Below are 26,883 nucleotides of genomic sequence, written 5' to 3'. Positions count from 1 at the left end.
CTTGTTCGTATGCACAAACATACTTTGATAGTATACAACAAATCCAAAGTGACGACAATAGGTTTCTAGTTTTTCCATAGAAAAACTTCAATAGACTTATCTACCTGTCGATTCTCATGCAGCTCACTATGTCCAGAACCCTTTCCCCTCACAATTAGCTCTTGATATTGCTGAGAAATCCGCTTCATTATGAATCGGAGAGAGCGGACACTATTCACCGAAACTGAACCATCACTATTGTTACTCAGATCTGACACACCACCGATATTCAAAACTTGAACGTTGGTGGGTAATTTTTTGATATTTTGAGACAGAATTCGGTAGACACGACTCTTTTTTTCTGGTCCATCATTAGTAAGAACTGTCTTCTCAATTCCGTATGCGTTGGTAGCAACCTCGATATCATTAAATGGTCCCGCAATTGTAACCACCCGGTTGACCTCGACACCTGTTTGCTGCAAAAGATTTGCTGCAAGCCACATAACGGAAATCGATCCCATAGAGTGCCCCACAAGGTTAACTTCACTAATACCATAATCACGATTAAGCAATTTGATTAATTTGATGACCCCGGCAACCTGGCCTTGAACCCTAACAGATTTATTGGAAAACAAGACTTGAACCAACGGACGGTAATTTGCAATATTACCCACAAGTTTGATATTACCATTTGGTTTGATGGTAGCTACCAGTGACTTATTTGCGTTAACGTTGCGAACCAAACGGGCCATTAAACGGCCAAACGAAAAGCGGTTCCCTAAGAAGCCGGGAATGAAGATTGTTGGCACGTCATCTCTATGAGATGCAATTACATCTTGACCGGAAAGTAATGTTTGACCAGCTTTAAAATACCATCGGCTCGCAAAAGCTAGCACAATGAGAATTAGAATAATCAAAGCAACCCACAGAACCTGTCCCATAATATCACCTGATGGTTTAAATTTCGGTATCTACCTGATTAAATTCTAGTTCAGTACTAGTTTCACGACCGAACATATCGATATTTACCTTTAATCTCATCTTTTCATTATCAATTTCAGTAACCTTACCATCTAATCCAGTGAAGGCACCGTCAACGATCTTAACTGTATCACCAACATTGACGTCTAATTCTTCATGACGAGTACTCATACCAAGGCGTTTAAGCACTAGGCTAACTTCATCATCCAAGAGTGGTGTTGGTTTACTACCTTGCCCATGAGACCCGACAAATCCAGTAACTCCGGGAGTATTCCGCACAATGTACCAAGCTTGATCAGTCATGACCATTTCAACAAGAACATAACCAGGGAATGTTTTATCCATTTTAACTTTGTCTTTTCCATCTTTAACTTCATGCTCTTCAGTCTCTGGAACAACAACACGGAAGATAAAATCTTCCATATTCATTGATTCTTTACGACTATCAAGATTCATTTTAACTTTATTTTCGTACCCAGAATACGTATGTAAGACGTACCACTTTTTTTCAACGGATTCAACCAATGTGCTAATCTCCTTTTAATAACTCACTTAAATTCTTTCCAAACAAAAAAACCTGAACTTAATCCAGGCCTCAGAAACATAATATCAAATATTTGTTAATAATGCGACATTTACTAGGCTAAAAATTGTAAACCGTATTGTACTAACCAGTCTACGATTCCTAGAAAAATTGCCATCAAAATAGCTGTGCCGATAACTGTGCTTGTATCTGTTTTAGTTTGCTTGGCATTTGGCCAGGTAACCATTTTCATTTCGGTAACAACTGATTTAAAGAATTTTCCTAATTTCAAGTTCAAATCTCCCTACTTAATCATCATTTTAATTAACGAGTTTCTTTATGAAGTGTATACTTTCCGCAATGTTTGCAGAACTTATTTAGCTCGAGTCGCTCTGTTCTATTAGGATTTACAGGAATTGTATAGTTCCGTGAACCACAAACTGAACAAGCTAGAGCAGCCTTTCTTTGTGCCATCTTGGCACCTCCTAACAAGCAAAACAATCATAGCATTGTATCACAATCACGTCAATTTAGTCATTTTTAAATTTTCTACGGCATCGCTCAAACGCATTGATCATGGCACGTTCACTAGTTAAATTTAAATCTTCGTTTGGAGTAGACATCATTCTCAGGAATGCATCCCTCTCCATCGAAGAGCAGCCGTCCAAAATCCACTTAAACTTTTCTAAGTAAATCATCGTTCTTTCTGGGCAAGCAGATGCTTCGTCCTCCACAGTGTCACAGTAGTATGCCTCATTCACGTCAATCGATGTCAGGTGGCCTTCTGGAACACGCTTTTGAGCATTGGTTTGGCGAACTAAATCAATTGCGCGATTTCTTAATGACCTACTATAGAAACTACCAAAGCTGACCCGTAAACTAGGATTAAATTTTTGCATCGAACGATAAAGGATAATTCTTGCTTCTTGATCCCAATCATCCTTATCCATTCCAGAAACGAAAAAGTTATTTCTAACCTTTCTAACAACTGGATAGTACTTAACAAAAATTTCCTCGAACGCAACATCATCACCATTAAGGGCAACAATTACTTTTTGTTGCTCATTTATGCTATTCATTTCAAATTTCTCCCTTTCGTAATTTACAAATATACATTACAAAAGGAGAAATCATTCAACAAGCGAACCTTAGTTTAAAACGTTAAATTCCAACTATACCAATTGATTAATATTAATATTTTAATATTTACTGCTGAGAATCCTTAGATAACTTGTCCCGTAAACGCTCTAATGCCCTCAACTGCTCTGGCTTTAGCTTGCCACGTCTAGATACTAGTGCCTGATCCGTAATCTTCCTAGCTTCTACTTCAACATCTTTTTTGGTTCTGTTCACGTCTGCAAGTAATTCTCTAGCAGGTATTCTAAGTGCTCCTGCCGCAAAAATTGTCCACTGCTCAGCTTGGTCGCTTGTAGCAACCACTACCTGAGTAAACCTGTTTTGCTTCTTTCTTGCTAAGGCCTCGATATAACTATCGGCAGTTTGATCCTTACTAGTCCAAACAATCTCCATGTCGTATTTATTGACGAAACTTTTTGCATTACCAGGAACGTACATTGCATCAAACACGACAATCATGTTGACGTCTTGGTACTTCTTATATTCAGCCAGCTCACTCAACAACTCATCCCTAGCGTCCTCTAGTCGATCAGCTAGTTTTAACTTAGTTAAGTGTGGCCAATTACCAATCATGTTATACGCATCAACAATCAGTAGTTCTTCCTTCATCGAACCACCTAGTTTCCGCCAAGTGGGTTCCGAGAGTTGAAACCTTGATATATTAAAACACTGGCCGCAACGCTGGCATTTAAACTTTGAATATCTCCAACCATCGGAATAGTTAGCATCTCATCAACTTGCTTTTTAACCAAAGGCGAAATCCCTTTACCTTCGTTACCAATGATGACGCCAACAGCACCCTTTGCGTCCCAACGACGATAGTCGGTTCCCTTCACATCAGTACCAAAAATCCACAAACCACGATCCTTTAATTCTTTGATTGTGCTAGAAAGATTAGTTACCCGAGCAACCGGTACTCGTTCAATTGCCCCAGCTGAAGTCTTTGAAACTGTTGAAGTTAACCCGACCGCACGGTGCTTAGGGATAATTACCCCGGTAACTCCAGCTGCATCAGCGGTTCGAATAATTGAGCCTAAGTTATGTGGATCCTCAATGTTATCCAAAATCACAAAGAATGGTGCCACACCAAGCTTCTCTGAGTGATCAAACAAATCATCAATTGACGCATATTTGAAAGCAGCCACAGATAAGACTACCCCTTGATGATTTTGGTGGTCAGACAGTAAATCTAACTTTTGCTTAGGAACTTGAGAAATTACTAACTTTTTCTTCCGTGCTAATTTAAAAATCTCAGCAACAACATTTTCATCATCATTAATTCCAGTTTGAACAAACAGCTTATTAACGGGATTATCACCCTTTAAAGCAGAAATTACCGGGTGACGACCGATGATAAAATCTTCACTTTCAGTTTTTGCCACGTTCGATTCGCCCACTTTCTACTTGTTCAATACAATAGTCAGCAATTTCTTGCATCCGTTCGGTTTGTTTACTTAAGAATAAGAATCCATAAATTGCTTCAAATCCGGTAGATATTCGATAAGTTACAACATCAGTATTCTTAGCATGAGTGTAACTCTTAGAATTACGTCCCCGCTTAAAGTATTCCCATTCCTCTTCGGATAGGAATTTATCGTCTTCCATTAATTTGATTAATGCAGCTTGAGCCTTGGCGGACACGTAGTTTGTTGCAACATGGTGTAACCGATTAGGTTTAGTTAGGCCCTCACGAATTAAATGTTCGCGAATGTAAACTTCATATGCCGCATCGCCCATGTAGGCTAACGCAATTCCATTAATTGAAGAATATTCTTCACTCATTAAATTTATTTTTCCTTTCTGTACCGTGTTCCTTGGGGAGTATCTTCAAGAACAACTCCCTTAAGCTTTAACTCTTCACGGATTTCATCGCTTCGAATAAAGTTCTTGTCTTTTCTCGCTTGGTTTCTCTCGTCAATCAAAGCTAAAATTTCGTCATCATCAAGCTCAGTCTTATGGAAAGTAATTCCAAAAATTAATGATAGCTTTTGCAGCTTACTTAAAAACAATTGCAAGGTATCTGCCCTAACGGTTGAAGACTGAGCATAGGTATTTGCTAATTTAGCAAGCTCATATACTGCCGCGATTCCGTTTTGAACGTTAAAATCATCGTCCATTGCGTCAGTGAATTCGGCAACAATTTGGCGAATCTCTTGATCGCTCTTTGGATCATTACCGCTTTGTGCGTCTTCCAGTCGGTATGAAAGATTCTCGTAAGCGTTCTGCAATTTCTTCAAATTGCTCTGAGCCTCTTGAACACTAGCATCATTATATTGAATTGGACGCCGGTAGTGGGTTGTTGACATTAATAACCGCACTACTGAACCATCAATTTCTTTTAATAAATCATGAACAGTAATGAAGTTACCGAGTGATTTACTCATCTTTTCATTGTCATCACCAATGGTCACAAAGCCGTTATGCATCCAGTACTTAACGAATTGCTTGTGTGTCTTGGCTTCACTTTGGGCACGTTCATTTTCGTGGTGAGGAAATACTAAATCCTCTCCACCACCATGGATATCAATTGAGTCACCTAGGTATTTAGTTGACATTACCGAGCATTCAATATGCCAACCTGGGCGACCCTTACCCCATGGAGAGTCCCACGCAATCTCATCACCCTTAGATTTCTTCCAAAGAGCAAAATCAATTGGATCTTCTTTTTGTGCTAGCTCTTCATCGTTTACGTGTTGGCTAGCGCCCACTTCAAGTTCATCAACATCAATGTGAGCTAAAGCCCCATAAGTTGAAAATTTACGGGCACGGTAGTAAACATTGCCATCAACATTGTAGGCATAGCCTTCTTTTTCCAACGATTGGACAAAATCAATAATTTCCTTAATATTTTCAGTTGCTCTAGGATGCACGATGTCTTTAGAAACATTTAATGCTTTCATGTCTTCATTAAATGCTTCAATGTACTTATCTGCAATTGCTTGAACAGTAGTGTGGTTATCACGGGCAGCGTTAATCATTTTGTCATCCACGTCGGTGAAGTTTGAGACATAGTTAACCTTGTATCCACGGTATTCAAAGTATCTCCGAATCGTATCAAAAGCCACGGCACTTCTGGCATTTCCAATATGGATATAGTTGTAGACCGTCGGACCACAGACATACATACTTACCTCGCCTGGCTTAATTGGTTCAAAGTTTTCTTTTTTGCGAGTTAGTGTATTAAAAATCTGTAGCATAGCCTAGTCCTCTTTTCATTTTTTATATACTGAAATCATAGCATACATACCGCATGATTTCTAAATTTCCAACAACTTAAAAATCTCCAAAATAAAATTGGTCTTGTCAAAATCAACAAGACCAATTTTGTTAAAAATATTTTTCTATTAATATTTAAATATTAAGTTGGGATAATACTTCATCAACATGCTTAATTGCAGTCTTACGACCAATTAATTCAATTGATTCAGGTAATTCTGGGCCATGCATTTCGTGAGTAACCGCAATTCTGATTGGCATCCACAATTTACGACCTTTAATCCCAGTTTCCTTTTGAATGGCCTTGATTGAAGCTAAAATTTGAACCTTATCAAAGATTTCCATTTCGGTCATCTTTTCCTTGAAGGCTTTCAAGACAACTTTTGCGTCATCATTTGAAATTTCTTCAAGTGCTTCACCTTCAACCTTGTCAGGTTCGTTGAAGAACACATCAGCCATTTCGTTGATTTGCGCCATGTAACTCATTTGTTGTTTGTAAACATTAATTAACTTACGAGCCCATTCCAGAGTCTTTTCATCAGGATCCTTAGGCAAATTATCAGCAGCAATCAATTGCTTCAAAGCTAAATCCATAACGACATCTTCGTCAGATGATTTAACATATTGATTATTGATCCATTCAAGCTTCTTAGAATCAAACTTAGCTGGAGATTTGCTTAAACGTTTTTCATCGTACATCTTGATGAAGTCTTTCTTGGAGAAGATTTCATCTTCGCCAACTGGTGACCAACCTAGAAGCAAAATAAAGTTGAACATTGCTTCTGGTAGGTATCCAAGATTTCTGTATTGTTCGATAAATTGGAGAACCGTTTCATCACGTTTTGAAAGCTTCTTACCAGTGTCAGCACTGATAATTAAACTCATATGACCAAACTTAGGTGCTTCCCAACCAAATGCTTCATAAATCATCAATTGCTTTGGTGTGTTCGCAACATGGTCATCACCACGGAAAACGTGACTGATTTTCATCAAATGATCATCAACAACAACGGCGAAGTTGTAGGTTGGCATTCCGTCACGCTTAGCGATAACAAAATCCCCACCAATAGTATCTGAGTTAAAGGAAACGTTTCCCTTAACAATATCATCCCATGCGTAATCATGATTCTTTGGAACTCTGAATCTAATAACTGGTTTTAATCCCTTAGCCTTGGCATCATCAATTGCTTTGGCTTTTTCTTCATCGGTCATACCAGCATATTCGTACTCGTAATGAGGCATTTCTCCGCGAGCTTTTTGTGCCTCACGATCGGCTTCCAATTCGTCTTCAGTTCGGTAAGATTCGTAAGCCTTGCCTTCATCCAATAATTGTTGGATGAGTGGTTGGTAGATATCTTGTCGTTCTGATTGACGGTATGGGCCAACGTCACCGGGTTTGTCAGGGCCTTCGTCCCAATCCAAACCTAACCATTGAAGGTTTTCCAGCTGACTCTTTTCACCATCCGCCACGTTTCTCTTGGTATCAGTATCTTCGATTCTGATAATGAACTTACCCTTGTTATGACGGGCAAAAAGATAGTTGAAAATTGCAGTTCTGGCATTTCCAATGTGTAAATGACCAGTTGGACTTGGAGCATAACGAACTCGAATTGCGTCGTTTGCCAATTTATAACGCCTCTTTCTAAGATTCTAATTTTTGTCAGTGTTTTTAGTGTACAATGAACACCCAAAAAAATAAAGGGCGTAAGCCCTTCATTTTCAATTAACTATTTTGTTTATTCTTTATCACTGTGATTGATCTTTTTGGTTGAATGCTCTGGGTTAGCAAAAATCATCCTACCAGCATCAGTTTGAATTGCACTGGTAACCACAACATCAATATGTTTATTGAGATAGTAACGACCATCTTCAACAACGACCATCGTCCCATCATCAAGGTAAGCAACTCCTTGTTGTCGTTCCGTACCGTTTTTCACGACCATCACGTTCAGTTTTTGTCCTGGCAAAATCTTTTGCCTTAATGCCGTCGATAAAGCATTAATATTAAAGACATCGACGTTTTGGAACTGAATAACTTTATTCAGATTGTAATCATTGGTAATAATGACCCCATTCACGTCTTTTGCTAACTGAATCAATTTTGTATCCACTTCAGAAATGTCTTCATAATCCCGATCAGAAATCTCGATTGGAATCAAATCCTCGTTTTGAAGTTTATTTAAAATGTCAAGTCCACGACGGCCTCGAACACGTTTAACACTATCGCTTGAGTCAGCAATGTATTGAAGCTCATACAGAACAAATTTTGGAACTAGCAAGGTTCCTTCGATAAATCCAGTTTTGACAATATCATAAATCCTACCGTCAATTAGGATGTTAGTATCCAAAATCTTGTAGTGATGATAGTTATCATCGAGTGGCTTATCAATAATATCCTCTTCGTGCTTACCGCTATCCTTACTCCGATTTTTGGTAAACATTTTTCTAAATCTATCAGATTGAGTGCTACCAATTCTAAATCCAAAGTACCCAAGCACGACCATCAACAACACTGGAATCATTGTATTAATAAACACAGTGTGAGCCCTGAAGAATACCGTGGATACCAGAATTGCAACCACCAATCCCAAAATCAATCCCAAAGAAGCAAACAGTAACTGTACTGGACTATTACTTGTTAATTCCTTTTCGATGCGATCAATAATTCTCAGCACGGCCTTGCCAAATACCAACGACAATAAATAAAAAATAATTGCTCCAAAAATTGCGTTTGTAATCGTGTTATTTAACAACGTTCCGTAGCGAATTTGAAATAGTAACCAGAGAAGCGGAAAATAACTAGCTCCTAAAGCAGCCCCAGCTACTGTAAATATCAATTGAACAATTCTTTTTCTCAAACTATTTCACCTCCCTCCATTATTTTAGCCTAACGCAACCTTCAAAGCTTGGGCAAGAGTTTTGACTCCCACAACTTCGATTCCTTCAGGGGCTGTCCAACCTGCTAAATTGTTAGACGGAACAATGATTCTAGTAAACCCTAATTTTTGAGCTTCTTGAACCCTCTGCTCAATTCTAGTAACCCGTCTAACCTCGCCAGTAAGTCCAAGTTCCCCAACAAAACACTCTGTCGGGTTGGTTCCCTTGTTCTTATACGATGAAGCAATGCTTACTGCAATTGCCAAATCAATTGCCGGTTCATCAAGCTTAACCCCACCGGCTGCTTTCAAATAAGCATCTTGGTTTTGGAGCATCAAACCAGCCCGCTTCTCTAGCACAGCCATGATTAGTGACACTCGATTTCTATCCAGTCCCGTAGCGGTTCTTTGAGCGTTCCCGAAAACTGAGGAGGTAACTAGTGCCTGAATTTCCACTAAGATTGGTCTGGTTCCTTCCATTGAAACAACAATGGCAGAACCGGTAGCATCTTTCAACCGTTCTTCTAGGAAAATCTCTGATGGATTACTAACCTCGGCTAAACCATCTTCCCTCATTTCGAACACGCCTAATTCATTTGTAGACCCAAATCGGTTTTTAACCGCCCGCAAAATTCGGTAAGAGTGATGTAAGTCACCTTCGAAGTACAGAACTGTATCGACCATGTGCTCCAAAATTTTAGGGCCTGCAATTGCACCACCCTTAGTCACATGCCCAACTACAAACACCGTGATTCCTTGACCCTTAGCGATGCTCATCAAATCCGCAGTCACTTCTCTAATCTGGGCAACAGATCCTGTTGCAGATTGTAATTCTGGAATCTGCATTGTTTGCACAGAGTCCACAACAACAACATCGGGACTAACATCGTTGATAGCCGACTTGATAACATTCATATCGGTCTCGGGGTAGACGTATAGATCATCCCCATTAACGCCCAATCTATCAGCCCGCATTTTAATCTGACTGGCACTCTCTTCACCTGAAACATACAAAACCTTGGAATGGTTTGCTAAGTTTCCAGATACCTGTAACAAAAGTGTGGACTTTCCAATTCCTGGATCCCCACCAATCAATACTAGTGAACCTGGAACTACCCCACCACCAAGGACCCGATTTAATTCGGTCAATCCGGTATCAGATCTTGACTCTTCTTTAAATGTAACCTGGTTGATAGACTCTGGGCGATTATTATGGATTCCACCTGAGACACTTGCTTTTGCACTTGCAGTGGGTTTAGCCGCCACAGTCTCTTCAACTAATGTGTTCCACTCGTTACAATTTGGGCAACGACCCAAATATCTGGGGGAAATGTATCCGCAATTTTGGCAGACGAACTGAGTTTTTACTTTTGCCAATTAACTTACTCCTCGAATTTATTAGTGAATACTATTGTAGCATTGCGCGCCCCAATATTTGCACAAATCAGGATTCTTTTAATGCTTCTTAAACACTACTTATCTGATGAACCAAAACCGCCGGTTCTCGTTGACTTGGTAGTTAAACCGTCTTGGTCAGCGAGCAAATATGGCATAAAGATTCCCTGAGCGATTCTCTGTCCCTTTTTAATTACGACATCTTTGAGTGAAAAGTTTATTAACTGAACAAAAATTTCGCCCTCATTGCTGTCGTTATTGTAATAATCTGCATCGATCACCCCAATACCATTTGGCAAAATCAAACCATGTTTTAAGGGGTTACTGGAACGATTGGCAATAATTAAAACCTCATCTGGATTCATATAGGACTTAATTCCAGTTGGTACTAGATATGGTTTTAAAACAGCTTTCGCATTATCGAAATCCTCATTAGTTGGATTTTCTTCATGGTGCAATGCCCACAAGACCTTCAAAAAATTCAACTTCCAAATTGAAGGTAATGTGAAATCAGTTGCACTTTCAAAGTCATAGCCTGCAGCATTCTCCGTTGTTCTATATGGAACGTTGATCCCATCGTTTTGATACTTTGAAACAATTTCAAATCCTCTAGTCATGTTAGTACCTCTTTCAGTCTTTTTTTCAAGTATAAACTAGATGTTTTTGATTTAATAGATTGACAAAAGCAAAAAATACCTGCAAAATGTGATTTGGTAAAACATTAAACTTCCAATAATTAAAGGGGAAATATTAATGACTCAAGATGAATTAAAACAATTAGTAGGTAAGGCTGCAGTCGACTTCATTGAAGATGGAATGACGGTCGGCTTAGGAACTGGTTCAACCGTTAAATACATGGTCGATGCCTTAGGTGAAAAAGTAAAAAAACAAGGAATCAACATTGTTGGGGTTTCAACATCGAAGCGAACTGCTGAACAAGCAACTGCACTAGGAATTGAAATTAAAGATGTTGACGAAGTTGACCACATTGATCTAACTATTGACGGAGCTGACCAAATCGATAAAAACTTCCAAGGAATCAAGGGTGGCGGCGCCGCTCACCTTTGGGAAAAGATTGTCGCCATTAATTCAAACAAAAATATGTGGATTGTCGACGAGAGCAAGATGGCTGATGAATTGGGATCATTCCCTCTCCCACTTGAAGTTATCCCTTATGGTAGCAAGCAATTGTTTAAACGGCTTGAAGCTAAGGGGTACCACCCTGAATTTAGAATGGCTAATGGGAAACACGTGCTTACAGATTCAGACAATTTTGTGATTGATCTGCATATGGGCCACATCTCAGAACCTCAAGAACTCGCAAAGGACTTAGACTCAATGACTGGGATTGTTGAACATGGGTTGTTCCTGGACTTAGTAAATACAGTTATTGTCGGCCGAGAAGGTGGTCCACAAATTCTTAAAGCCCGCTAATCACCTCCCAATAACTAACAGAATCCATTCAGTAGCTCGTTTCCTTTCACTAGGTTGCGAAGTTACTGGGTGGATTTATTTTCCCAATTTTTTCTCACGACGAAATCTCATATTTGCAGATGTGACTCTGTTTTTTCAGCGAAAATGAGAGTAAAATAATAAATCATTAAGGAGTGTGATATGTTTTGACATCAGATATTAAGACTGACCAAATCAAACGTTATCAAAAAAATCTTGATGACGACAAGGTTTCATCAGTTATCAGACGAGCAGTAACTCACCAAGGAATTCTTAACACTAGTTCAGACTTTAAGTCAGACAGTGCTATGGAACCAGTATTTTCAATTGATTTATCCACCGGAAAGGTTGCTGACCAAAAGCAAAGTGGTCGGTGCTGGATGTTTGCAGCCCTAAACACAATGCGGGTTCGTTTAATGAACGGATTCAAAGTTGAAGATGACTTTGAACTTTCCCAAAACTACACAAACTTTTGGGATAAGTTTGAAAAATCAAATTACTTCTTGGAGAACGTTATTCGGACTGCTGACCAGCCATTGGATTCCCGCAAGGTTTCATGGCTAATGACCACACCGCAACAAGACGGTGGACAATGGGATATGCTTTGCGCATTAATTGAAAAGTACGGTATCGTGCCTAAGTCAGTAATGCCTGAAACCTTCAGTAGTTCAGCATCACGCGAACTTAATAAGTTCTTGAACCTAAAGCTCCGTCATGATGCCGTGATTCTTCGAGAATTAGTTGCTAACAAAGCATCTGATGAAGAATTAAGCCAAACAAAGGATAAAATGCTCAATGAAATCTACAAGATGCTTTCATACAGTTTAGGCGAACCTGTAGATCACTTTGACTTTGAATACCGTGACAAAGACAAGAACTATCACATCGACAGAAACCTTACTCCACAAGATTTCTTCAAAAAATACGTTGGTATCAACCTTGATGACTACGTATCATTGATCAACTCACCTACTGATGACAAGCCTTATGACAAAACTTACACAATTGAAATGTTGGGTAACGTTGAAGGCGGCCGTCAAGTTAAGCATTTAAACCTTGAAATGGACACCCTAAAGGATCTAGCAATCAAGCAACTAGAAAGTGGCGAGACTGTTTGGTTCGGTAGTGATGTTGGTCAAAGTTCAAACTCAAAGAAGGGAATTATGGATACTCGTCTATATGCCCCTGACGAATTGTTTAGCACTGACCTTTCACTTTCAAAGGCAGAACGCTTAGACTATGGTGAAAGTTTGATGACTCACGCCATGGTAATCACTGGAGTTGACTTAGTGGATGGCAAACCAACTAAGTGGAAAGTTGAAAACAGCTGGGGTGAAAAACCTGGCCATAAAGGATACTTTGTAATGAGTGATGAATGGATGGATGAATTCGTTTATCAATTCGTAATCAACAAAAAGTACCTATCTGAAGAACAACTTAAAGCTCAAGCACAAGAACCAACCGTATTGAATCCATGGGATCCAATGGGTGCTTTGGCATAAACTACTAAAAATAGGGACCAGGATGATATCATCCTGGTCCCTATTTTTTACTTACTAATCTCTTTTGAAATAACGTGTAGTTTATCATCAAAATCATAAATGATTGGCAGCCCATTGGGAACTTCAACATTGGTAATGTTTTCGTCTGAAATGTGATCTAGATACTTGATCAAACCTCTCAGTGTACTACCATGGGCAACAATCAACTGATTTTTACCAGCTAGCAGTTTTGGTGCAACTTGATCCACCCAATATGGAAGCGAACGATTCCAAATCATTTCCAAACTTTCGGCTCTGGGAACTTGAACCCCAATCTTAGAGTATCTAGGTTCTTCATCAGCTTTCGTTAATTTAGGCGGCACAACATCAAAACTTCTCCGCCAAATCTTTAATTGCTGTTCACCAACCTCTGCTTTTACCTCATCCTTATTTCGGCCACGCAAGGCTCCATAGTGGCGCTCATTGAGTCGCCAAGTTTTATGAATCGGAACATAATTCTGATCGATTTCATCCAAAATTATGTTGGCAGTGACAATGGCTCGTTTTAGAAATGAAGTGTGGACATCAGCAAACGGAATGCTTAATTTCGCAATCTTTTTACCAGCTTCATGTGCTTGTTCATAGCCTAGTTCGGTTAGTGGAACATCACTCCAGCCAGTAAAAACATTATCACGGTTAGCTTCGCTTTGCCCATGTCTCATCACTACGAGTTTTGCCATTTAAAGCACTCCCCTTAATTACGAATTACGTAATTTCTCGTTATTTTTCAACTCTTTATCCTGATTCAAGTTACCAATAAAGGTGATAACAGAACCAATCAAGATAATGATGATTCCAATAACCATGTTAACAGTGATATGTTCATGAATCAAAATCATGGCCAGAATTGGTGCCAGGGCTGGTTTGATAAAGAATACGAGTGAGGCAATTGAAACCCCACCTGCTTCCATAGCTAAGAAGTAAAACGCAAATCCCCCACCGGTAACACAAACACCTATGAAAAACAGAATCCAAAAATGAGACAGATTAAGGTTTGATAAGATTGGTGTATTTGCAAACATCTTTAGTGACGGAACTGATTTCATCCAACTAGCAACCGCTGGAATATGGGTCAATAAAACCACAATAAATAGTTCGACAGTACCAGCAATGAATGTGTAAGCAGTCATAGTTATTCCATCGAAACCTTCCATGATGGAACCACCACGAGAAATAATACTGTAGAGTCCGAAAAATACGGCGGATAAAATTGCTAGGATTGTTGAAACTGGACTAGTCAAATTAGCTGGATTAACAATCACAAGAAGTCCGATCACAGAAATAATCAAGGACAAAATCGAAGCTCGGTTTAACCTTTCGTGAAGAATTAAAAAGGCGAAAACCAGAGCAAATACCGGATTACAACTGAATAGGACAGCAACACTAGCTGCTTGACCATACACAATTGCTAGTTGGTATAAAGTCATACTTACCACAATGCACAGAAATCCAGTCAAGGCAAAAATCAACCAGTCCTTCACAGTCAATTTTTCGCCAGCCCTTTTCAAATGACTGTTAGCAAGCGGTAGCAAAACTATTCCACCGATACAAAAGCGAATCAGATTCAACTGAATCGGGGTAAATAAATTGGTAACACTCTTCAAAGCAATTTCCATAGAACTAAACATTAATGTGGAAATTAAAACATAAACAATTGTCTTTCTCAAAACATGAACTCCTAACTATATGTGTTGAACCAAAACCATTAGGACTGGAATTACCAATAAACTCATCAGAGTTGTTTCGGTAACCATGATTGAGGCGTACTCGGAGTCGGCATTATACAGTCGAGATACAACGGGTGCATTCGTCATGACAGGCATTGCGGATTGCATAATAAATACCTGCTTCATAAGTAATGGCATTGGTGTGGGAATTACCAAGGCCGCCATCAGAGATGGTGCGATAATGAATCTTCCTAACAGAATTAACCAGTGGCTGCGGTCAAAGTGCACATTGACCAAGTTTACGCTGTTAATTGAGATTCCAATAAAAATCATCGACAGTGGAATTGTGAGTCCACCTATGTAATCTAAATCTGTTAATAAAAATCCTAGCCTATGTGGATCTTGGAAAATTGGGCTGATGTCGGTGAGTACTAAAATCACACCGACAATAAAACCCATTAGTGGTGGTGAAAATACCTTCTTTAGTGTGGTCTTCCACTCAAAGTGGCCACTACCCGTCCCATCCTTTTGGATCAAATAAACTCCCAATGTCCAAAAGAATGTGGTGTTTGCCATGTAGTAAACCAACACAAACGGCAAACTTTTTTCATGAAATAATGCCATGTTCACGGGCAACCCAACGAAAACGGTGTTGGAATTTGCAAACATTGATTGAAAAAGGCCGCGATGATCCTTTTTTATTTTAAAAAGTTTTGCGACCGGAATCGAAACAATGAACAAAACCAACATCGAGACAACTGGGAACAACAAATCTGGTAAAGTTTTCAACAATTCCTTTGCTGTAAACTTTTCAATAATGGTTGCTGCCATGTACGCAGGCAGCGCAATTTGAGTAACTAATTTTGCAATTAGGCTGGTCATTTTTGAATCAAACCAGTCGTTTCTTGCAAGCACAAATCCAAGAGCAATCATTATTAAAATTTCCAGAACACCAGAAATAGCAGAATAAAAAACTGACATAACTACCCCTCGATTCTTAAGAAAATGATACTTTTCATATTGTAGCACATTAAATTATCAACTTTTGCTATAATCGTAATAGTAGATTTAATTTGCTAAACTTTCTATTTTATTAAAATAGTCTAAAATTGAAAATAAAGCATTTTCAGTAAGCTTATTCTGCAATATACTTTTGTAAGACTTTTAAAGATTGAGGAATTAATATGCCATTAGATGATAAAGATAAGAACTTTGATCACGTATATTCGAGACGCTCTGACGAGAAACCTCATTACCGGAAATCTGGTAAGAGAAAAAAGATTGGCTGGACAATTTTTATAATTGTTCTGTTAATCGTTGGTGGTGGCCTAGTTTGGGGTTACGGTGCATATAAGAACGCCAAGAAGACTTTCAAACAAACTTATGACACCGCATCAATTCAAAAATCAAGAAACGTTTCATCAGTTATCAACAAAGGAAAGCCCCTATCCATTCTGTTGTTAGGAACTGATACGGGAGCATTAGGTAGACACGATACCGGTAGAACGGATACCATCATCGTCGCCACCGTTAATCCAAAGAAAGAAACTATTCACTTAACAAGTATCGCTCGTGATACAAGGGTTCAAATTCCAGGTGATACAGTTCCATATGAAAAAATTAACGCTGCTTACACCATTGGTGGAGCCGGAACAACCATCAAAACCGTCCAACAATTACTAGACATCCCAATTGACTTCTATGCAATTGTCAACATGGGTGGACTTGAAAAGATGGTTAACGCTGTTGGTGGCGTTGACGTTAAGCCAACCCTAACATTTAAGTACGGACACGCTAATGTTAAAAAGGGTGTTAAGATTCACTTAAATGGTAAGCAAGCATTAGACTATGCCCGAATGAGAGAAGAAGATCCCCTTGGAGATTATGGTCGTCAAGTTAGACAACGCCAAATCATCAAGGATATGGTTATGAAGGGCTTGAAGATTACTTCATTACCAAGATACAAACAAATTTTAACTTCACTAAAGGGTAACCTAAAAACCGACATGTCATTTGACGACATGATTGCGGTTAGAGCTAAGTATGGAGATGCTACTCACCATATCAAGTCACAAACTCTTCAAGGAGTTGGGGCAATGATTGATGGCATTTCATACCAAGATGTTCCTCAAGATGAATTATTGAGAGTTTCAAACGATATTCGCGGCTCTCTTGGATTGGGAAAATCAAAGAAACTATCAAGTACCCAATCAAGCACTGATACCGGAACTACTGACACTACTGGTACTACAACAGATACCACTGGTTCAACCGGAACTGCAAGTGGCTATTAAAAGATAACGTAAATTGTACAAATCAAAAGGGTTAAGATGTTGTAAAACATCTTAACCCTTTTTTAGAATAATTTTTAATCAACAATTCTAGATTACTTTAATCATAGCTAACATCACACAAACCGCTGTAATCCCCAGCATTATCCAAACCGCATTTACCCTGTGTCTTAACAGCCACATACTAATACTCATTAAACAAATCGCAATGACTGCCGACAAAATAGATACGGGACTAAAATTCAGATGGTTAATTATGGAAACGGAAGAAAGCCCGCGAACCGCATTTAAACTAACGAATCTGGCAATTAATGCACCCATCAAAAACATCCCAAATACCGATGATGCCTTAACTACATTTTTAATCAACGACGACTGAACTATTTCCAGAATATTTAATCCCCTTTTATAACCTACCGACTGGCTTATGTACCTAAATGTCAGCCGCAAGCCATTCCAAGCCACAAAGAAAAATATTGGGCCCCAAACCGGAGAACTGGAAAGTGAGAGTTCAATTGCGATTGCCGCAATCATGGGTCGTAGCACCGCCCACAAAAGCGGATCACCAAATGATGCTAGAGGACCCATCAAAGCTGTCTTAACTTGGTTAACATGATCCGCTGGCAATCTTCCAGCTGCAACTTCAGTCTCCATATTCATCGTTACTCCTGTGATTAACGACTGCATGACTGGCGTTGTGTTAAAAAAAGCTAGGTGGCGACTCATCGCCGCAATCCTATCTGCTTTGTTCGGATAAAGCCGTTCAATTACCGGAACTAAAATATATTCAAAGCCAAGATTATGCATCCGCTCATAGTTCCATGATCCTTGTTCCAGCGAAGATCGTAAGAATACTCGGGTGAAATCCCAGCGGCTTATTTGATTGTTTTCATCACTATTCATAATCAGTCACCTTACAAATCATCTAAATCGTCTCCAAATGGATCATCCGGTTGCTTATTCTGACGTTTAGCTTCAATCACCAAATATATTGCGGTTAAGAAAATTCCTATCAAAATCACAGCAACTAAACTCAATTTTAAAAATGCTGCAAGCACAAAACCACCTGCAAACCAAATCCACAACGACTTGGTTTCAACCGTCGTAACAATAATCGAAAAGCCAACAATCGCTAAAATACTAGCAGCAATATCTAGGCCATGGTTGATAGTTTTAGGAATCAGCCTGAACACATCACCAACTGGCTTAACTGAAATTAGCAACACCAACACTGTTGGCAGTAAAACACGCAGTCCCTGAATTGTCATACTTTTAATATGCAAACTCGAAATCAACGAAAGTTTACCATCTAACGCAGCTTGATCAGCTTGATGAACAAAGTTCACGGCAACCTTTCTTGATCTAACCGTTAACCACTGGCCGACTACTGAAGCCAAAATTGCAATGATAACCCCTTGACTGACAGTCAGTTGGGCAGGCCCGCAAACCATGATTCCACCAGTCACCCCCGCAAACGCAATGTCCGGGGCAACTACAGAAGCTAAGTTCATCCAGCCAATCGTAATTACCTGTAAAGCAGCACCAATTAAAATTCCCGTATTGAGATCACCGTAAATTAAACCAGTTAATGTACACGTTACAATTGGTTGATGAAATTGCCACTCATCCAAAATGCCATCAATGCCCGAAAAAAAAGCCACAATTAAAATTAGACAGTTTGTCAATAAATTCATGTTCTCACCAACACCTACTTAATCAAATTTAAGACACCCTGTGGCTTTTCACTAGGAACTTGTTGGACGTATACATCAAAGTGATAGTCGTCAGTTAACTGACGGATTTGGCTAACAATGTTATCATCTACTGCAACGGTATCCGTAAGCATCCTTTTGCCAGGAGTGTACGCTAAATTACCTAAATTGATTCCGGTGCTAGAAAAATCAACCCCACCATCTGCTAATCGAACCATGTCCGCAACAGTTTCGGTTAATAAAAGTGCCTTAAACGAATCAAACTTTGGATCTTTGTATATTGAAATCATCTTATCCACCGAGATTACATTCGCTTTAACATCTGGAGGAGCAACCTGAGTAATGAGTGTCTTTCTCAAGGGGTCATTAACAACGGAATCGGAAACCACTAAGATCCTGTTAGGATTAACTTGCTTGGTCCAAAATGTTGCCACTTGGCCATGCAATAGGCGGCTGTCTACCCTAGCTAGTAAAATACTCATTGTCATATTAAATCATCCTCCTCATCTTTAGGCATTTCGAATTTTCTAATTGCTTGTTGGCCTGAACTTACTAGGTGGTCGGCTAATTCATGGACATCCATATTCAAACTAGTAAACGATTCCAGCACCATCCCTAAATTGACCCCAGCAACTAATTCAAACCGTTTGGAATCAGTCGCCACGATTTGTGCACAAACATTAAACGGGGTTCCCCCGAATAAATCAGTTAACAATAATACCTGGTTTTCGTTTGAATACTGATTGATTGCCGTTGTAAATTTTTCCTTTACCACATCAAGTGAATCAGAACCTGCCATTGCAACAGACGTAACTTGATCTTGTTTACCAAAAATCATCTCTGCTGATTTGACCAGTTCAACCCCGAAATTGCCGTGAGTTCCCACAATAATTGAAATCACACTATCGCCCCCATATTATTAAATCGCTTTCAATCTTACCTTTAGTTTACCATTTAACAGTGATTATCACTATTCTAGGTAAACTATACCTAAATTTTCAACAAATCGGCTGGAGTTGTTAGATAGTACTCACTATCCTTGAACTTGTCCGCCATTTTAGTCTCCCAACCTGCCAATGCAAAACTAACTCCTGCACGATGGGCTGCTTCCAAATCATACACTGTATCCCCGACATAAACCGTGCTATTTGTAGTTGACGACAGTTTCTCCATTCCTTTGATCACCATATCAGGTGCAGGCTTGCCGTGTTCAACATCATCCGAAGAAATGACCGCATCGAAATAAGGGTTTAACCCAAATGGCTTAACATCTCGTAACAATTCTTTTCTCAATTTTGACGTTGCAATTGCCAACCGATTCGAACTACTTGCATGCAATTCTGCTAAAGCCTCTTTAATTCCTGGAAATACATGCGTTAAGTCTTTATAATCATCCACGATTGAAAACCACTCGTCCAGAATGGCTTGGGGATTCTTAACCCCAAGTTGAATCACGGCATCAAGCGCATTAATTCCAAACGCTTGGGTAATTTCATCGTACTTGTAATTATATCCATGTGCATTGAGGACTTTCAGTAAAGAAAGCATGTACATTTTCTCACTATCAATCAAAGTCCCGTCCACATCAAAAATATAAGCGTCCATATCAAGATACCCCCAAATTAAATTCAAAAAAACGAACCACACCGGTAAGGTAATGGCCCGAATAATTTATGTGGTGAAAAACATTCGTTAATAATCTTTATACCCGTTGATATGATAGCATTTAGAGGGATATAAAGCAAAACTGGATTAGAAATTGTGCGAAGGATTTTTTTAATCTTGCTGATATTTAACGTCTGGTAGTATTGACTTACACAAAAGTCATCCACGTTCGAAGAGATGAGTGCATTTTATTTATTAGAACATTAAGAACACGTTTAATTCAGTGAGAATTACTTGTTTACCCTATGGTAACGTTAGATAATGCATGTGGGAGATGATTAACTATGAAAAAAACAACTAAATTAGCAATGATTGCGATGGGTTTATTAATTGGCTTCACTGGTATATGGGGACATCAGACTATGGCCAGCAAAATGCCTAGTGTTCCCAGTAATTATGTGTTTGATGAAAACAAGTCCAGAGCTGGTGCAGTCAGATACGCTCCAAAAAGCACGACCAAATCAGCCTATCTATGGAATTATAGCCACACTAAACGGCTCCATAACATCAAAAATTATCCTAATTCGGATTGGTATGTGCATTATGCATCGGTTAAAAGATACGGTGGGAATCCAAATGTATATTACCGAGTATCATCTGCCAATAATCCTAAAATTAAAGGATTGATTTGGAGTGGTTATTTGTATCGGTTATTAGCCAAACCACTAAGTTCTTTTAAAACTGACCAAGAATACCAGCATTACATCAATACCAACCGTTCCCAGCGATTGGCAAAAGCTATTGTGGCATTGTTCCCCAACAGCAAAGTTAGTCTCTCACTTTCAAAAATAAAGTCTAACTTTATTGAAAGTAATAATGTGAGTCCGGATTTTGGTAATTTAATTAATTTCAATAATTTACAACCACTATCTAGCAATAGTACCAACAATAACATTAATACTTATTTAATTAAGACAGCCGGCTTGGCGATTACACCAAGGATTAAACACATTTCTCAAATTATGGCAGAACACGGGTACACCCCAAGCAAGCGAGCTTCCATGGGGAATTACTCCATTGGTATCTTTTCTACCGATGGTGCGCAAATGCCTGGAAAAAGTAATTATTTTACATCACCATACCCAATGAAGACTGAAGAAGATGAGTTAGGTTCCGGTGCATACTTTTATTTAGCCACTAAGAATTAAACTAATTATGTATGAAAAAGCCCTTAATGGGCTTTTTTTGTTAGAAAGAATCTTTGGGAATACTGTAAATATAGTGATGATTACTTTGGTTCTTATTAACAGTAGTATATTTCTCTTCAACACCAAAATACACATCATTACCATAAAGCTGAGGCGCCTCGGTTTCATGATCAGCACTAACCCCAGGAATGGAAACATTCAATGTTTTAGGCGCTGGACTGCTAAAGTTCCATGGAGCACGAACAATTTTAGTAGTGTCTCCAGGTTGACCACTAGTTAAATAAACCCAATTATATCCATGGCTTGTCATGTTTGATAATTCCATACCTTGCCAAGAGTCTTGAGGATATGAATATGATGAAATGTTACGACTTGAAACAAAGAAAGATCCAGTAGGAAGAACACTGGGTTCTTTCTTTACGTCAATATTTCCTTTTTTAAGTGCATTAAATAAAGGTTTTGCATCCAAGGCTGTAATTCTCTTTTGAGCTGAAGAGTTACCTTTAGCTTCAGTCCAAATTGCAAGCCTAGTACCATCTGATGACAAAGCTGCGTCAACACGGTGCATAGAAAAGTCCTTCTTACCACCAAGATAATTAAGATCAGTCAATGAATGGACTGAACTAGCATTTTTATCAATTCCATCCAGCGGAATAACTCCAATACGACTTGCCCAATGATCACCAAGAGTATCTACTTCACTAGAACTTTTATAAGTTGCCACCCATGCCCACTTGGAACCATCGGTATCTTTAAATACTTCAAAGGTTTGCCCGTGACCAAAATTACTTAAACTCATGTAGGGCTTTAGAGTTATTTCCGAATCACCCTCTTGGAATTTACCCATATATAATTCCATATCAGTAGTATTGCCTGGTTTCATTTGCATTGCATATGCAGTCACTTCGCCAGTAACTTCATCCTTATTCGCGAAGTCAAGGTATGTCTTTTGTACAACCTTGTTGTGAGAATCATCACCCGCAAAATTTAAAGTGTATCTTTTAGTAGCAGTTACCATTATTTATTTCCTCATTTCTGTATTTTCATATAATTTTTTAACAACGTTTTTATAAACTACTCTTACTTATACCAACTTAATCACCCCCTTTATTGCAAAATAAAAAGCACGCTTTTACGTGCTTAACCAAATAATTCTTTCAATTTCTTAACTGAATCACCGTTATCGTCGTCTTTTGATAAGTCCAATAATTCCGCTCTACTTTGTGGGGTCATGACTAAATCCTTTGAGTTTGATTTAATTTTTGCAGTGGCGAAATCAAATATCTGCGTTGACGGTTTGCATTTGTAGCCGATAAAGTCAGTTGCCACGATTTCTCCGTTCGTCGGGTTGGTAACGGTTCGGTATACTGCTTTGACTGAACCATTTTCCATAATATCCGCGTATGCGTTTCTCATTAGTTGATAGTTAATACACAATGCTTCAATCAAAGTTTTGTCTTGAAACTGAATATTAGATTCTACTTTCGGTCACACAATCGTCGGATTTTGTACGGGAGAATAGTTGAGTTTTCCTAAAGGAACGTTGAATATATAAATGATCGATAGCGAGTGTTTCTTCTATTCATCAATTTTTAAGTAAACAAAAGCAGTGCCACCACTCATTGGATTGAAGTGGTAGCACTGCTAAATTTTTGAAGAATATTATACTAACCTATAGAATTGCAATTTATCAGCTTTTTCTACAGTACCAGAATACTACGAAAAGTAATGCCAAAAGTCGCATCTTTGTCGCATCTTTTATGGATGGTCCATGAAAGGTACCTAATAAAATATTTACGCAGACTCTTGCAGAGTACTCAAATTCGCTATATCCGGCATAGATCAACAGTGTCACGCTCCTAAAAGCTTGTTATGCTAAACATAATTAAACACAGTTAAGACAAAAGGCCCCCTCACTTTCTAAAGTGAGACAACGCTAATTGATTTTTGGGTAAGTCAAAAAGATTAAGAACCCATTGCGTTTGTGTAAATCGCTTGTGTGGGCCATCACATCAGTAGATAATTAGGGTGTTGAAGGGAGAGATTTAATTATGAACAAGAAATTTACAAGCATTTTAATAACCGGTTTGTTTGCTGCAGGTGTGGGGCTTGCGGTTCAACAACCAACAGCACACGCCGCATATAAGTGGACTAAAACCAAAAATTACAATAATGTACCTTTACGTGCTAAAACGAAGGGAACTGCATACATGTGGAATTGGAATCATACCAAAAAACTGCACAATCTAAAGAACTATCCTCACACTACATGGTACTTGTCAAAAAGCGTCAAAATGGTTAAGGGGCATAAATCAGGAATATACTATCAGGTTACTAGTGGCAATGGTAAAGTTTCAGGATTCGTACACAGGAATTATTTAAAAATAAGCACTAACAACACAACCAAGGGCAGTTCAAACTCTGAAAACAGCGGTACTGTAGGAAACTCAATTAGTGCTCAAAACGATTTGTCTTCATTACCAATTCTCACTAACTACGGTTCCAGTAACGATTATTTGCACTTCGTTCAATCTGCTTCTAAGCAAGCGGTTTCCAGAATGATTCTTAAAGCACTTCCAAATGCAAAACTAGATTTGAACTTATCAAAGTATGCACAAAATAAAGGATCACTATACTGGGATGATAATGCAGTTAATTCAATAAAATATGACGTGAATGCAATTAATAGTAGTGTCAAAGAACTAAAGAACGTGGAACAGTTAGTAAATTCTTTGCCTTCAAGTAATTCATTGCCCACAACTTCCGACCTTTATAATGCCCTTACTGCCGATGGCATCTCAGCTAATGACAGGGAAAGCTTTAACGGTAAAATAGGATTTGTTATCTTAAATCATCTTAAGGGTCGAGAAGGTGGCCTTTATAGTGGCAGTTCTATATTTATTATGAAATAATCTATGTATTGGTCTTGCTACTGCAAGACCTTTTTTTATTTAGAAACTAATTTCGTTTATAAAACGATTTCCTTTATACCCAATTCGATGTCTGTAAATTTTATTCAGACTTGGCTTAATTTGAAGTACATCAAACAGTGGTTCATTTTCCGAACCAATGCTTCGAGACTCACTGCCTTCGCCACGGTCAGGAAGTGCACATCCTGTAGTTACATATGTCACATTACCCGACTCTGTATAATCATCTACGTGCGTATGCCCCCCAAATACACCTAATACGGTGCCCGAATGAGCTTCGATTACATTTCTAATCAAACCACCGTCATTATTCACATCATTTTCTGCAAAAGTATTTTCAGCAGCTTGCCAGGTTAATCCTTTAAACATAATATGAGTGAACACTAACGCCTTCTCACCTCGTCCTTGAATATCATCAAGCTCACCTTGAAGCCAGGCTCTTTGAGTTGAACTAAAATGAGTCCATCCATGCCTGAATGCGGAGCGCTTTTGAACAAATGAGCCGTAATTATCAGGCTGATCAAAACCATCTAAAATAACAATATTAACATCACTATTTGGTATTTTATATGATCCATATAAGGCATTATTAGCATTTGATTTAGCATTGATAAATTGACTAAATTCATTTAATCGTAATTGGTTTGCAACATCATTATGGATAATATGACCTGGCCAATAACCCCATTCTCCGTTAGCATAGTCCCGGTTGTCATCACGTGCCATTCCAGAATTGTCATCATGATTACCCTGGAGAATTGCAAATGGCCGGCGTCCTAACTTCATTGCATCCACTGCTCTTTGAACATCTGCTTTTTCCCAAGCGATAGGTTGTACTCCATCGTTCAAGTCACCGCCATGAACTACATAGTCCAAACCAACGTTTTTAGCAATATAACTCATTAGCTTCATTTGTCTAAGAGCACGAACGGTTCCAGGTGTTTTAAAACTATTAAAGTGAGTATCAGTAATAAAGCCTACTAGAACACTGTCTTCTATACCATTTTGTTGGTCGGTACTGCTTATATCATTTCTAAGTTGTTCAATTAAAGTTTCCTCTGACGAATTCAAAACTAGATCTTCTTGTGGATTCTCCCGTAAGGTTTGAACACTATAACCTGAATCATCACTATTGTATTCTTCATCACTAAAAGTATAGTCCCAAATATCTTCAATTGGCTGCTTATGTGAGGAATCATTTACATAGTTAAACTTAGAAGTTGGTGTACTAGAACTCTTAGTGGTCTTCAATGGCTTTGTTAATGTACCTAATGTTAAATATGTGCCATCTTTACCTTTAGCCCATAATCTACCTTGTGCCACAAGTTTATATTCGTAATGGTAATTATCACCAATCTTTAAAAGAGTAACTTTTTTACCATCCTTATCCGGCGTCTCTCGAGTCCATCCATTACTATCAACCAGTTTTACAAAACCACGAACATGAATCACTTCATCAATCAGTTCTTTATTGGGTAGTGCTGTACTTTTGAAACTTGACTGTTCGGTATCTTCTCCACCTTGTGGACGCCCGGTTGTTGAACCGCCACCGGTCTCACCACCTCCTGTGGAACCATTTTGTGGAATCACTGGGTCTCCAGGATTGTTGTCTGTTGAATAATACATAAAGGATGGAATAAATTGACCATATGGTAAGAACGCACTCACCCCAGTTGAAGTTGTATAGTGTGACCAGTAACAGCCATCTTCCTTAATTTTCTTATCATAATAAATTGTATCTCCTACTGATAATGTTTCATCAACTAAATCAGCTAGGGTGTTGGGCTGTGCATAACCATAAGCATACGCAGAATCAGTAATTGTAATACTTCCATTTGTCACATATTCAAAACCTTCTGGTGTTTGGTCAGCAACGTCTGCGGCTGCTTGACCAGTTAATGAACCAACCCCGTCTTGGTTTCCACTTGTGCTTCCACCCGTAGAACCACCGTCAACTGGTTTGATTGGATTAGTATTATCTGAGTCTGTACCAAAAACTACCCCAGTATCAGTATTCGCGTAAGGTACGAATGCCCAATTTACTGAAGCACCAATATAAGATAACCAGAAATGATTACCATTCTTAATTTTTCGGGCATAGTACACAGTTTGACCGACTTGATAATAAGTAACTGGTGTTACGCTCATGTCGGGACTAGTACGCACCCCGCATTTTGTATTAAAAGTAAATGAACCTGAATCGTCAATTTCGTAACCATCAGGTGTATTTGAAACATCAAATGACATATTTTGTAACTCCTTTAGGATTATTATTGGTAACCAGCTGGATTACACTACTAAGTGTATACCGTTTTGTATGCCCAAAAGTCGCATCTTTGTCGCATCTTTTATGTATAACTACACCCCAAA

The 26,883-nt window shown here is 38.7% G+C and carries 29 protein-coding genes; 5 read left to right on the top strand and 24 right to left on the bottom strand.

All coding sequences use genetic code 11. The features are described 5' to 3' along the window. Positions 1–65: 65 nt before the first annotated feature. From PL11_RS07670 to PL11_RS07610, 13 genes are all read right to left on the bottom strand, one after another. On the bottom strand, positions 66–920 hold the full coding sequence (locus tag PL11_RS07670) for an alpha/beta hydrolase (RefSeq protein WP_078256944.1): 855 nt from the start codon (positions 918–920) through the stop codon (positions 66–68). A 16-nt stretch (positions 921–936) separates the two neighbouring features. Continuing rightward, on the bottom strand, positions 937–1,485 hold the full coding sequence (gene nusG, locus PL11_RS07665; RefSeq protein WP_035167588.1) for a transcription termination/antitermination protein NusG: 549 nt from the start codon (positions 1,483–1,485) through the stop codon (positions 937–939). Positions 1,486–1,598: 113 nt separating this feature from the next. Next, on the bottom strand, positions 1,599–1,775 hold the full coding sequence (gene secE, locus PL11_RS07660) for a preprotein translocase subunit SecE (RefSeq protein ID WP_035167589.1): 177 nt from the start codon (positions 1,773–1,775) through the stop codon (positions 1,599–1,601). Positions 1,776–1,807: 32 nt separating this feature from the next. Beyond that, positions 1,808–1,957 carry a 50S ribosomal protein L33 gene (gene rpmG, locus PL11_RS07655; RefSeq protein ID WP_035167590.1) on the bottom strand — a complete coding sequence of 50 codons (150 nt, stop codon included), beginning with the start codon at positions 1,955–1,957 and terminating at the stop codon, positions 1,808–1,810. Positions 1,958–2,013: 56 nt separating this feature from the next. Then, positions 2,014–2,562, bottom strand: coding sequence for a sigma-70 family RNA polymerase sigma factor (locus tag PL11_RS07650; RefSeq protein ID WP_052127793.1), 549 nt, complete (start codon positions 2,560–2,562; stop codon positions 2,014–2,016). A 127-nt stretch (positions 2,563–2,689) separates the two neighbouring features. Then, a complete protein-coding gene (locus PL11_RS07645; RefSeq protein ID WP_035167591.1) occupies positions 2,690–3,229 on the bottom strand; it encodes an NYN domain-containing protein in 540 nt (179 codons plus the stop codon). Positions 3,230–3,237: 8 nt separating this feature from the next. Further along, positions 3,238–4,002 carry a 23S rRNA (guanosine(2251)-2'-O)-methyltransferase RlmB gene (rlmB, locus tag PL11_RS07640; RefSeq protein WP_052127794.1) on the bottom strand — a complete coding sequence of 255 codons (765 nt, stop codon included), beginning with the start codon at positions 4,000–4,002 and terminating at the stop codon, positions 3,238–3,240. Next, the gene (locus PL11_RS07635) at positions 3,989–4,402 is read right to left on the bottom strand and encodes a Mini-ribonuclease 3 (RefSeq protein WP_035167594.1); all 414 of its coding nucleotides are present in this window, start codon (positions 4,400–4,402) and stop codon (positions 3,989–3,991) included. Before PL11_RS07635 ends, rlmB begins: the two co-directional genes overlap by 14 nt. 5 nt (positions 4,403–4,407) lie before the next feature. Then, the gene (gene cysS, locus PL11_RS07630) at positions 4,408–5,817 is read right to left on the bottom strand and encodes a cysteine--tRNA ligase (RefSeq protein ID WP_035167597.1); all 1,410 of its coding nucleotides are present in this window, start codon (positions 5,815–5,817) and stop codon (positions 4,408–4,410) included. A gap of 154 nt (positions 5,818–5,971) precedes the next feature. Further along, a complete protein-coding gene (gltX, locus tag PL11_RS07625; RefSeq protein WP_035167599.1) occupies positions 5,972–7,462 on the bottom strand; it encodes a glutamate--tRNA ligase in 1,491 nt (496 codons plus the stop codon). Between the two features lie 110 nt (positions 7,463–7,572). Continuing rightward, positions 7,573–8,694, bottom strand: coding sequence for a PIN/TRAM domain-containing protein (locus PL11_RS07620; RefSeq protein WP_035167600.1), 1,122 nt, complete (start codon positions 8,692–8,694; stop codon positions 7,573–7,575). 24 nt (positions 8,695–8,718) lie between these two features. After that, positions 8,719–10,089, bottom strand: a complete 1,371-nt coding sequence (radA, locus tag PL11_RS07615) for a DNA repair protein RadA (protein WP_035167602.1) — start codon at positions 10,087–10,089, stop codon at positions 8,719–8,721. Positions 10,090–10,184: 95 nt separating this feature from the next. Further along, positions 10,185–10,724, bottom strand: coding sequence for a dCTP deaminase/dUTPase family protein (locus PL11_RS07610; RefSeq protein WP_035167603.1), 540 nt, complete (start codon positions 10,722–10,724; stop codon positions 10,185–10,187). A gap of 136 nt (positions 10,725–10,860) precedes the next feature. Between PL11_RS07610 and rpiA the strand changes: the two genes are divergently transcribed. Both rpiA and PL11_RS07600 read left to right on the top strand, forming a co-directional pair. After that, the gene (gene rpiA / locus PL11_RS07605) at positions 10,861–11,541 is read left to right on the top strand and encodes a ribose-5-phosphate isomerase RpiA (protein WP_035167605.1); all 681 of its coding nucleotides are present in this window, start codon (positions 10,861–10,863) and stop codon (positions 11,539–11,541) included. Between the two features lie 185 nt (positions 11,542–11,726). Beyond that, entirely contained in the window at positions 11,727–13,061 is a 1,335-nt protein-coding gene (locus tag PL11_RS07600) for a C1 family peptidase (protein ID WP_035167607.1), read from the top strand. Positions 13,062–13,108: 47 nt separating this feature from the next. Here the strand turns inward: PL11_RS07600 and PL11_RS07595 are convergent, their stop codons facing one another. From PL11_RS07595 to PL11_RS07585, 3 genes are read right to left on the bottom strand one after another with little or no spacing between them, the layout of a single operon-like run. Next, positions 13,109–13,780, bottom strand: a complete 672-nt coding sequence (locus PL11_RS07595; protein ID WP_035167608.1) for a 2,3-bisphosphoglycerate-dependent phosphoglycerate mutase — start codon at positions 13,778–13,780, stop codon at positions 13,109–13,111. Between the two features lie 18 nt (positions 13,781–13,798). After that, entirely contained in the window at positions 13,799–14,767 is a 969-nt protein-coding gene (locus PL11_RS07590; protein WP_035167610.1) for a DMT family transporter, read from the bottom strand. A 15-nt stretch (positions 14,768–14,782) separates the two neighbouring features. Continuing rightward, positions 14,783–15,748, bottom strand: a complete 966-nt coding sequence (locus PL11_RS07585) for an AEC family transporter (RefSeq protein WP_035167611.1) — start codon at positions 15,746–15,748, stop codon at positions 14,783–14,785. 203 nt (positions 15,749–15,951) lie between these two features. Here PL11_RS07585 and PL11_RS07580 point away from each other — a divergent pair, with 203 nt between their 5' ends. Beyond that, positions 15,952–17,061 carry an LCP family glycopolymer transferase gene (locus PL11_RS07580; protein WP_035167612.1) on the top strand — a complete coding sequence of 370 codons (1,110 nt, stop codon included), beginning with the start codon at positions 15,952–15,954 and terminating at the stop codon, positions 17,059–17,061. A gap of 87 nt (positions 17,062–17,148) precedes the next feature. On the opposite strand, the gene PL11_RS07575 is transcribed toward PL11_RS07580, so the two are convergent. The 5 genes from PL11_RS07575 to PL11_RS07555 all read right to left on the bottom strand — a co-directional run bounded on the left by PL11_RS07575 (position 17,149) and on the right by PL11_RS07555 (position 20,375). After that, positions 17,149–17,961, bottom strand: a complete 813-nt coding sequence (locus PL11_RS07575) for a PTS system mannose/fructose/sorbose family transporter subunit IID (RefSeq protein WP_035167613.1) — start codon at positions 17,959–17,961, stop codon at positions 17,149–17,151. A gap of 11 nt (positions 17,962–17,972) precedes the next feature. Next, positions 17,973–18,752: a PTS sugar transporter subunit IIC gene (locus PL11_RS07570; protein ID WP_052127795.1), complete on the bottom strand. Its 780-nt coding sequence runs from the start codon at positions 18,750–18,752 to the stop codon at positions 17,973–17,975. A 14-nt stretch (positions 18,753–18,766) separates the two neighbouring features. Further along, complete coding sequence (locus tag PL11_RS07565; RefSeq protein WP_035167614.1) at positions 18,767–19,258, bottom strand: PTS sugar transporter subunit IIB; 492 nt, start codon at positions 19,256–19,258, stop codon at positions 18,767–18,769. Next, a complete protein-coding gene (locus PL11_RS07560) occupies positions 19,255–19,671 on the bottom strand; it encodes a PTS sugar transporter subunit IIA (protein ID WP_035167616.1) in 417 nt (138 codons plus the stop codon). Before PL11_RS07560 ends, PL11_RS07565 begins: the two co-directional genes overlap by 4 nt. Before the next feature lie 89 nt (positions 19,672–19,760). Continuing rightward, entirely contained in the window at positions 19,761–20,375 is a 615-nt protein-coding gene (locus PL11_RS07555; RefSeq protein WP_035167618.1) for an HAD family hydrolase, read from the bottom strand. 344 nt (positions 20,376–20,719) lie between these two features. Between PL11_RS07555 and PL11_RS07550 the strand changes: the two genes are divergently transcribed. Then, positions 20,720–21,583 (top strand): hypothetical protein, encoded by an 864-nt coding sequence (locus PL11_RS07550; protein ID WP_052127796.1) that lies wholly within the window; start codon positions 20,720–20,722, stop codon positions 21,581–21,583. A gap of 40 nt (positions 21,584–21,623) precedes the next feature. Here PL11_RS07550 and PL11_RS07545 read toward each other — a convergent pair whose 3' ends face one another. After that, positions 21,624–22,601 carry a helveticin J family class III bacteriocin gene (locus PL11_RS07545; RefSeq protein ID WP_035167620.1) on the bottom strand — a complete coding sequence of 326 codons (978 nt, stop codon included), beginning with the start codon at positions 22,599–22,601 and terminating at the stop codon, positions 21,624–21,626. Between the two features lie 122 nt (positions 22,602–22,723). Then, positions 22,724–23,032, bottom strand: coding sequence for a P27 family phage terminase small subunit (locus PL11_RS07540; RefSeq protein WP_078256943.1), 309 nt, complete (start codon positions 23,030–23,032; stop codon positions 22,724–22,726). A gap of 602 nt (positions 23,033–23,634) precedes the next feature. Here PL11_RS07540 and PL11_RS07535 point away from each other — a divergent pair. Further along, entirely contained in the window at positions 23,635–24,495 is an 861-nt protein-coding gene (locus tag PL11_RS07535) for a hypothetical protein (RefSeq protein WP_052127798.1), read from the top strand. A 39-nt stretch (positions 24,496–24,534) separates the two neighbouring features. Here the strand turns inward: PL11_RS07535 and PL11_RS07530 are convergent, their stop codons facing one another. Then, positions 24,535–26,760, bottom strand: a complete 2,226-nt coding sequence (locus PL11_RS07530) for a metallophosphoesterase family protein (protein WP_035167624.1) — start codon at positions 26,758–26,760, stop codon at positions 24,535–24,537. Positions 26,761–26,883: the final 123 nt, after the last annotated feature.

This window comes from Lentilactobacillus curieae (assembly GCF_000785105.2).
Taxonomy (GTDB): Bacteria; Bacillota; Bacilli; order Lactobacillales; family Lactobacillaceae; genus Lentilactobacillus; species Lentilactobacillus curieae.
This window is presented reverse-complemented; position numbering and strand designations above follow the sequence as displayed.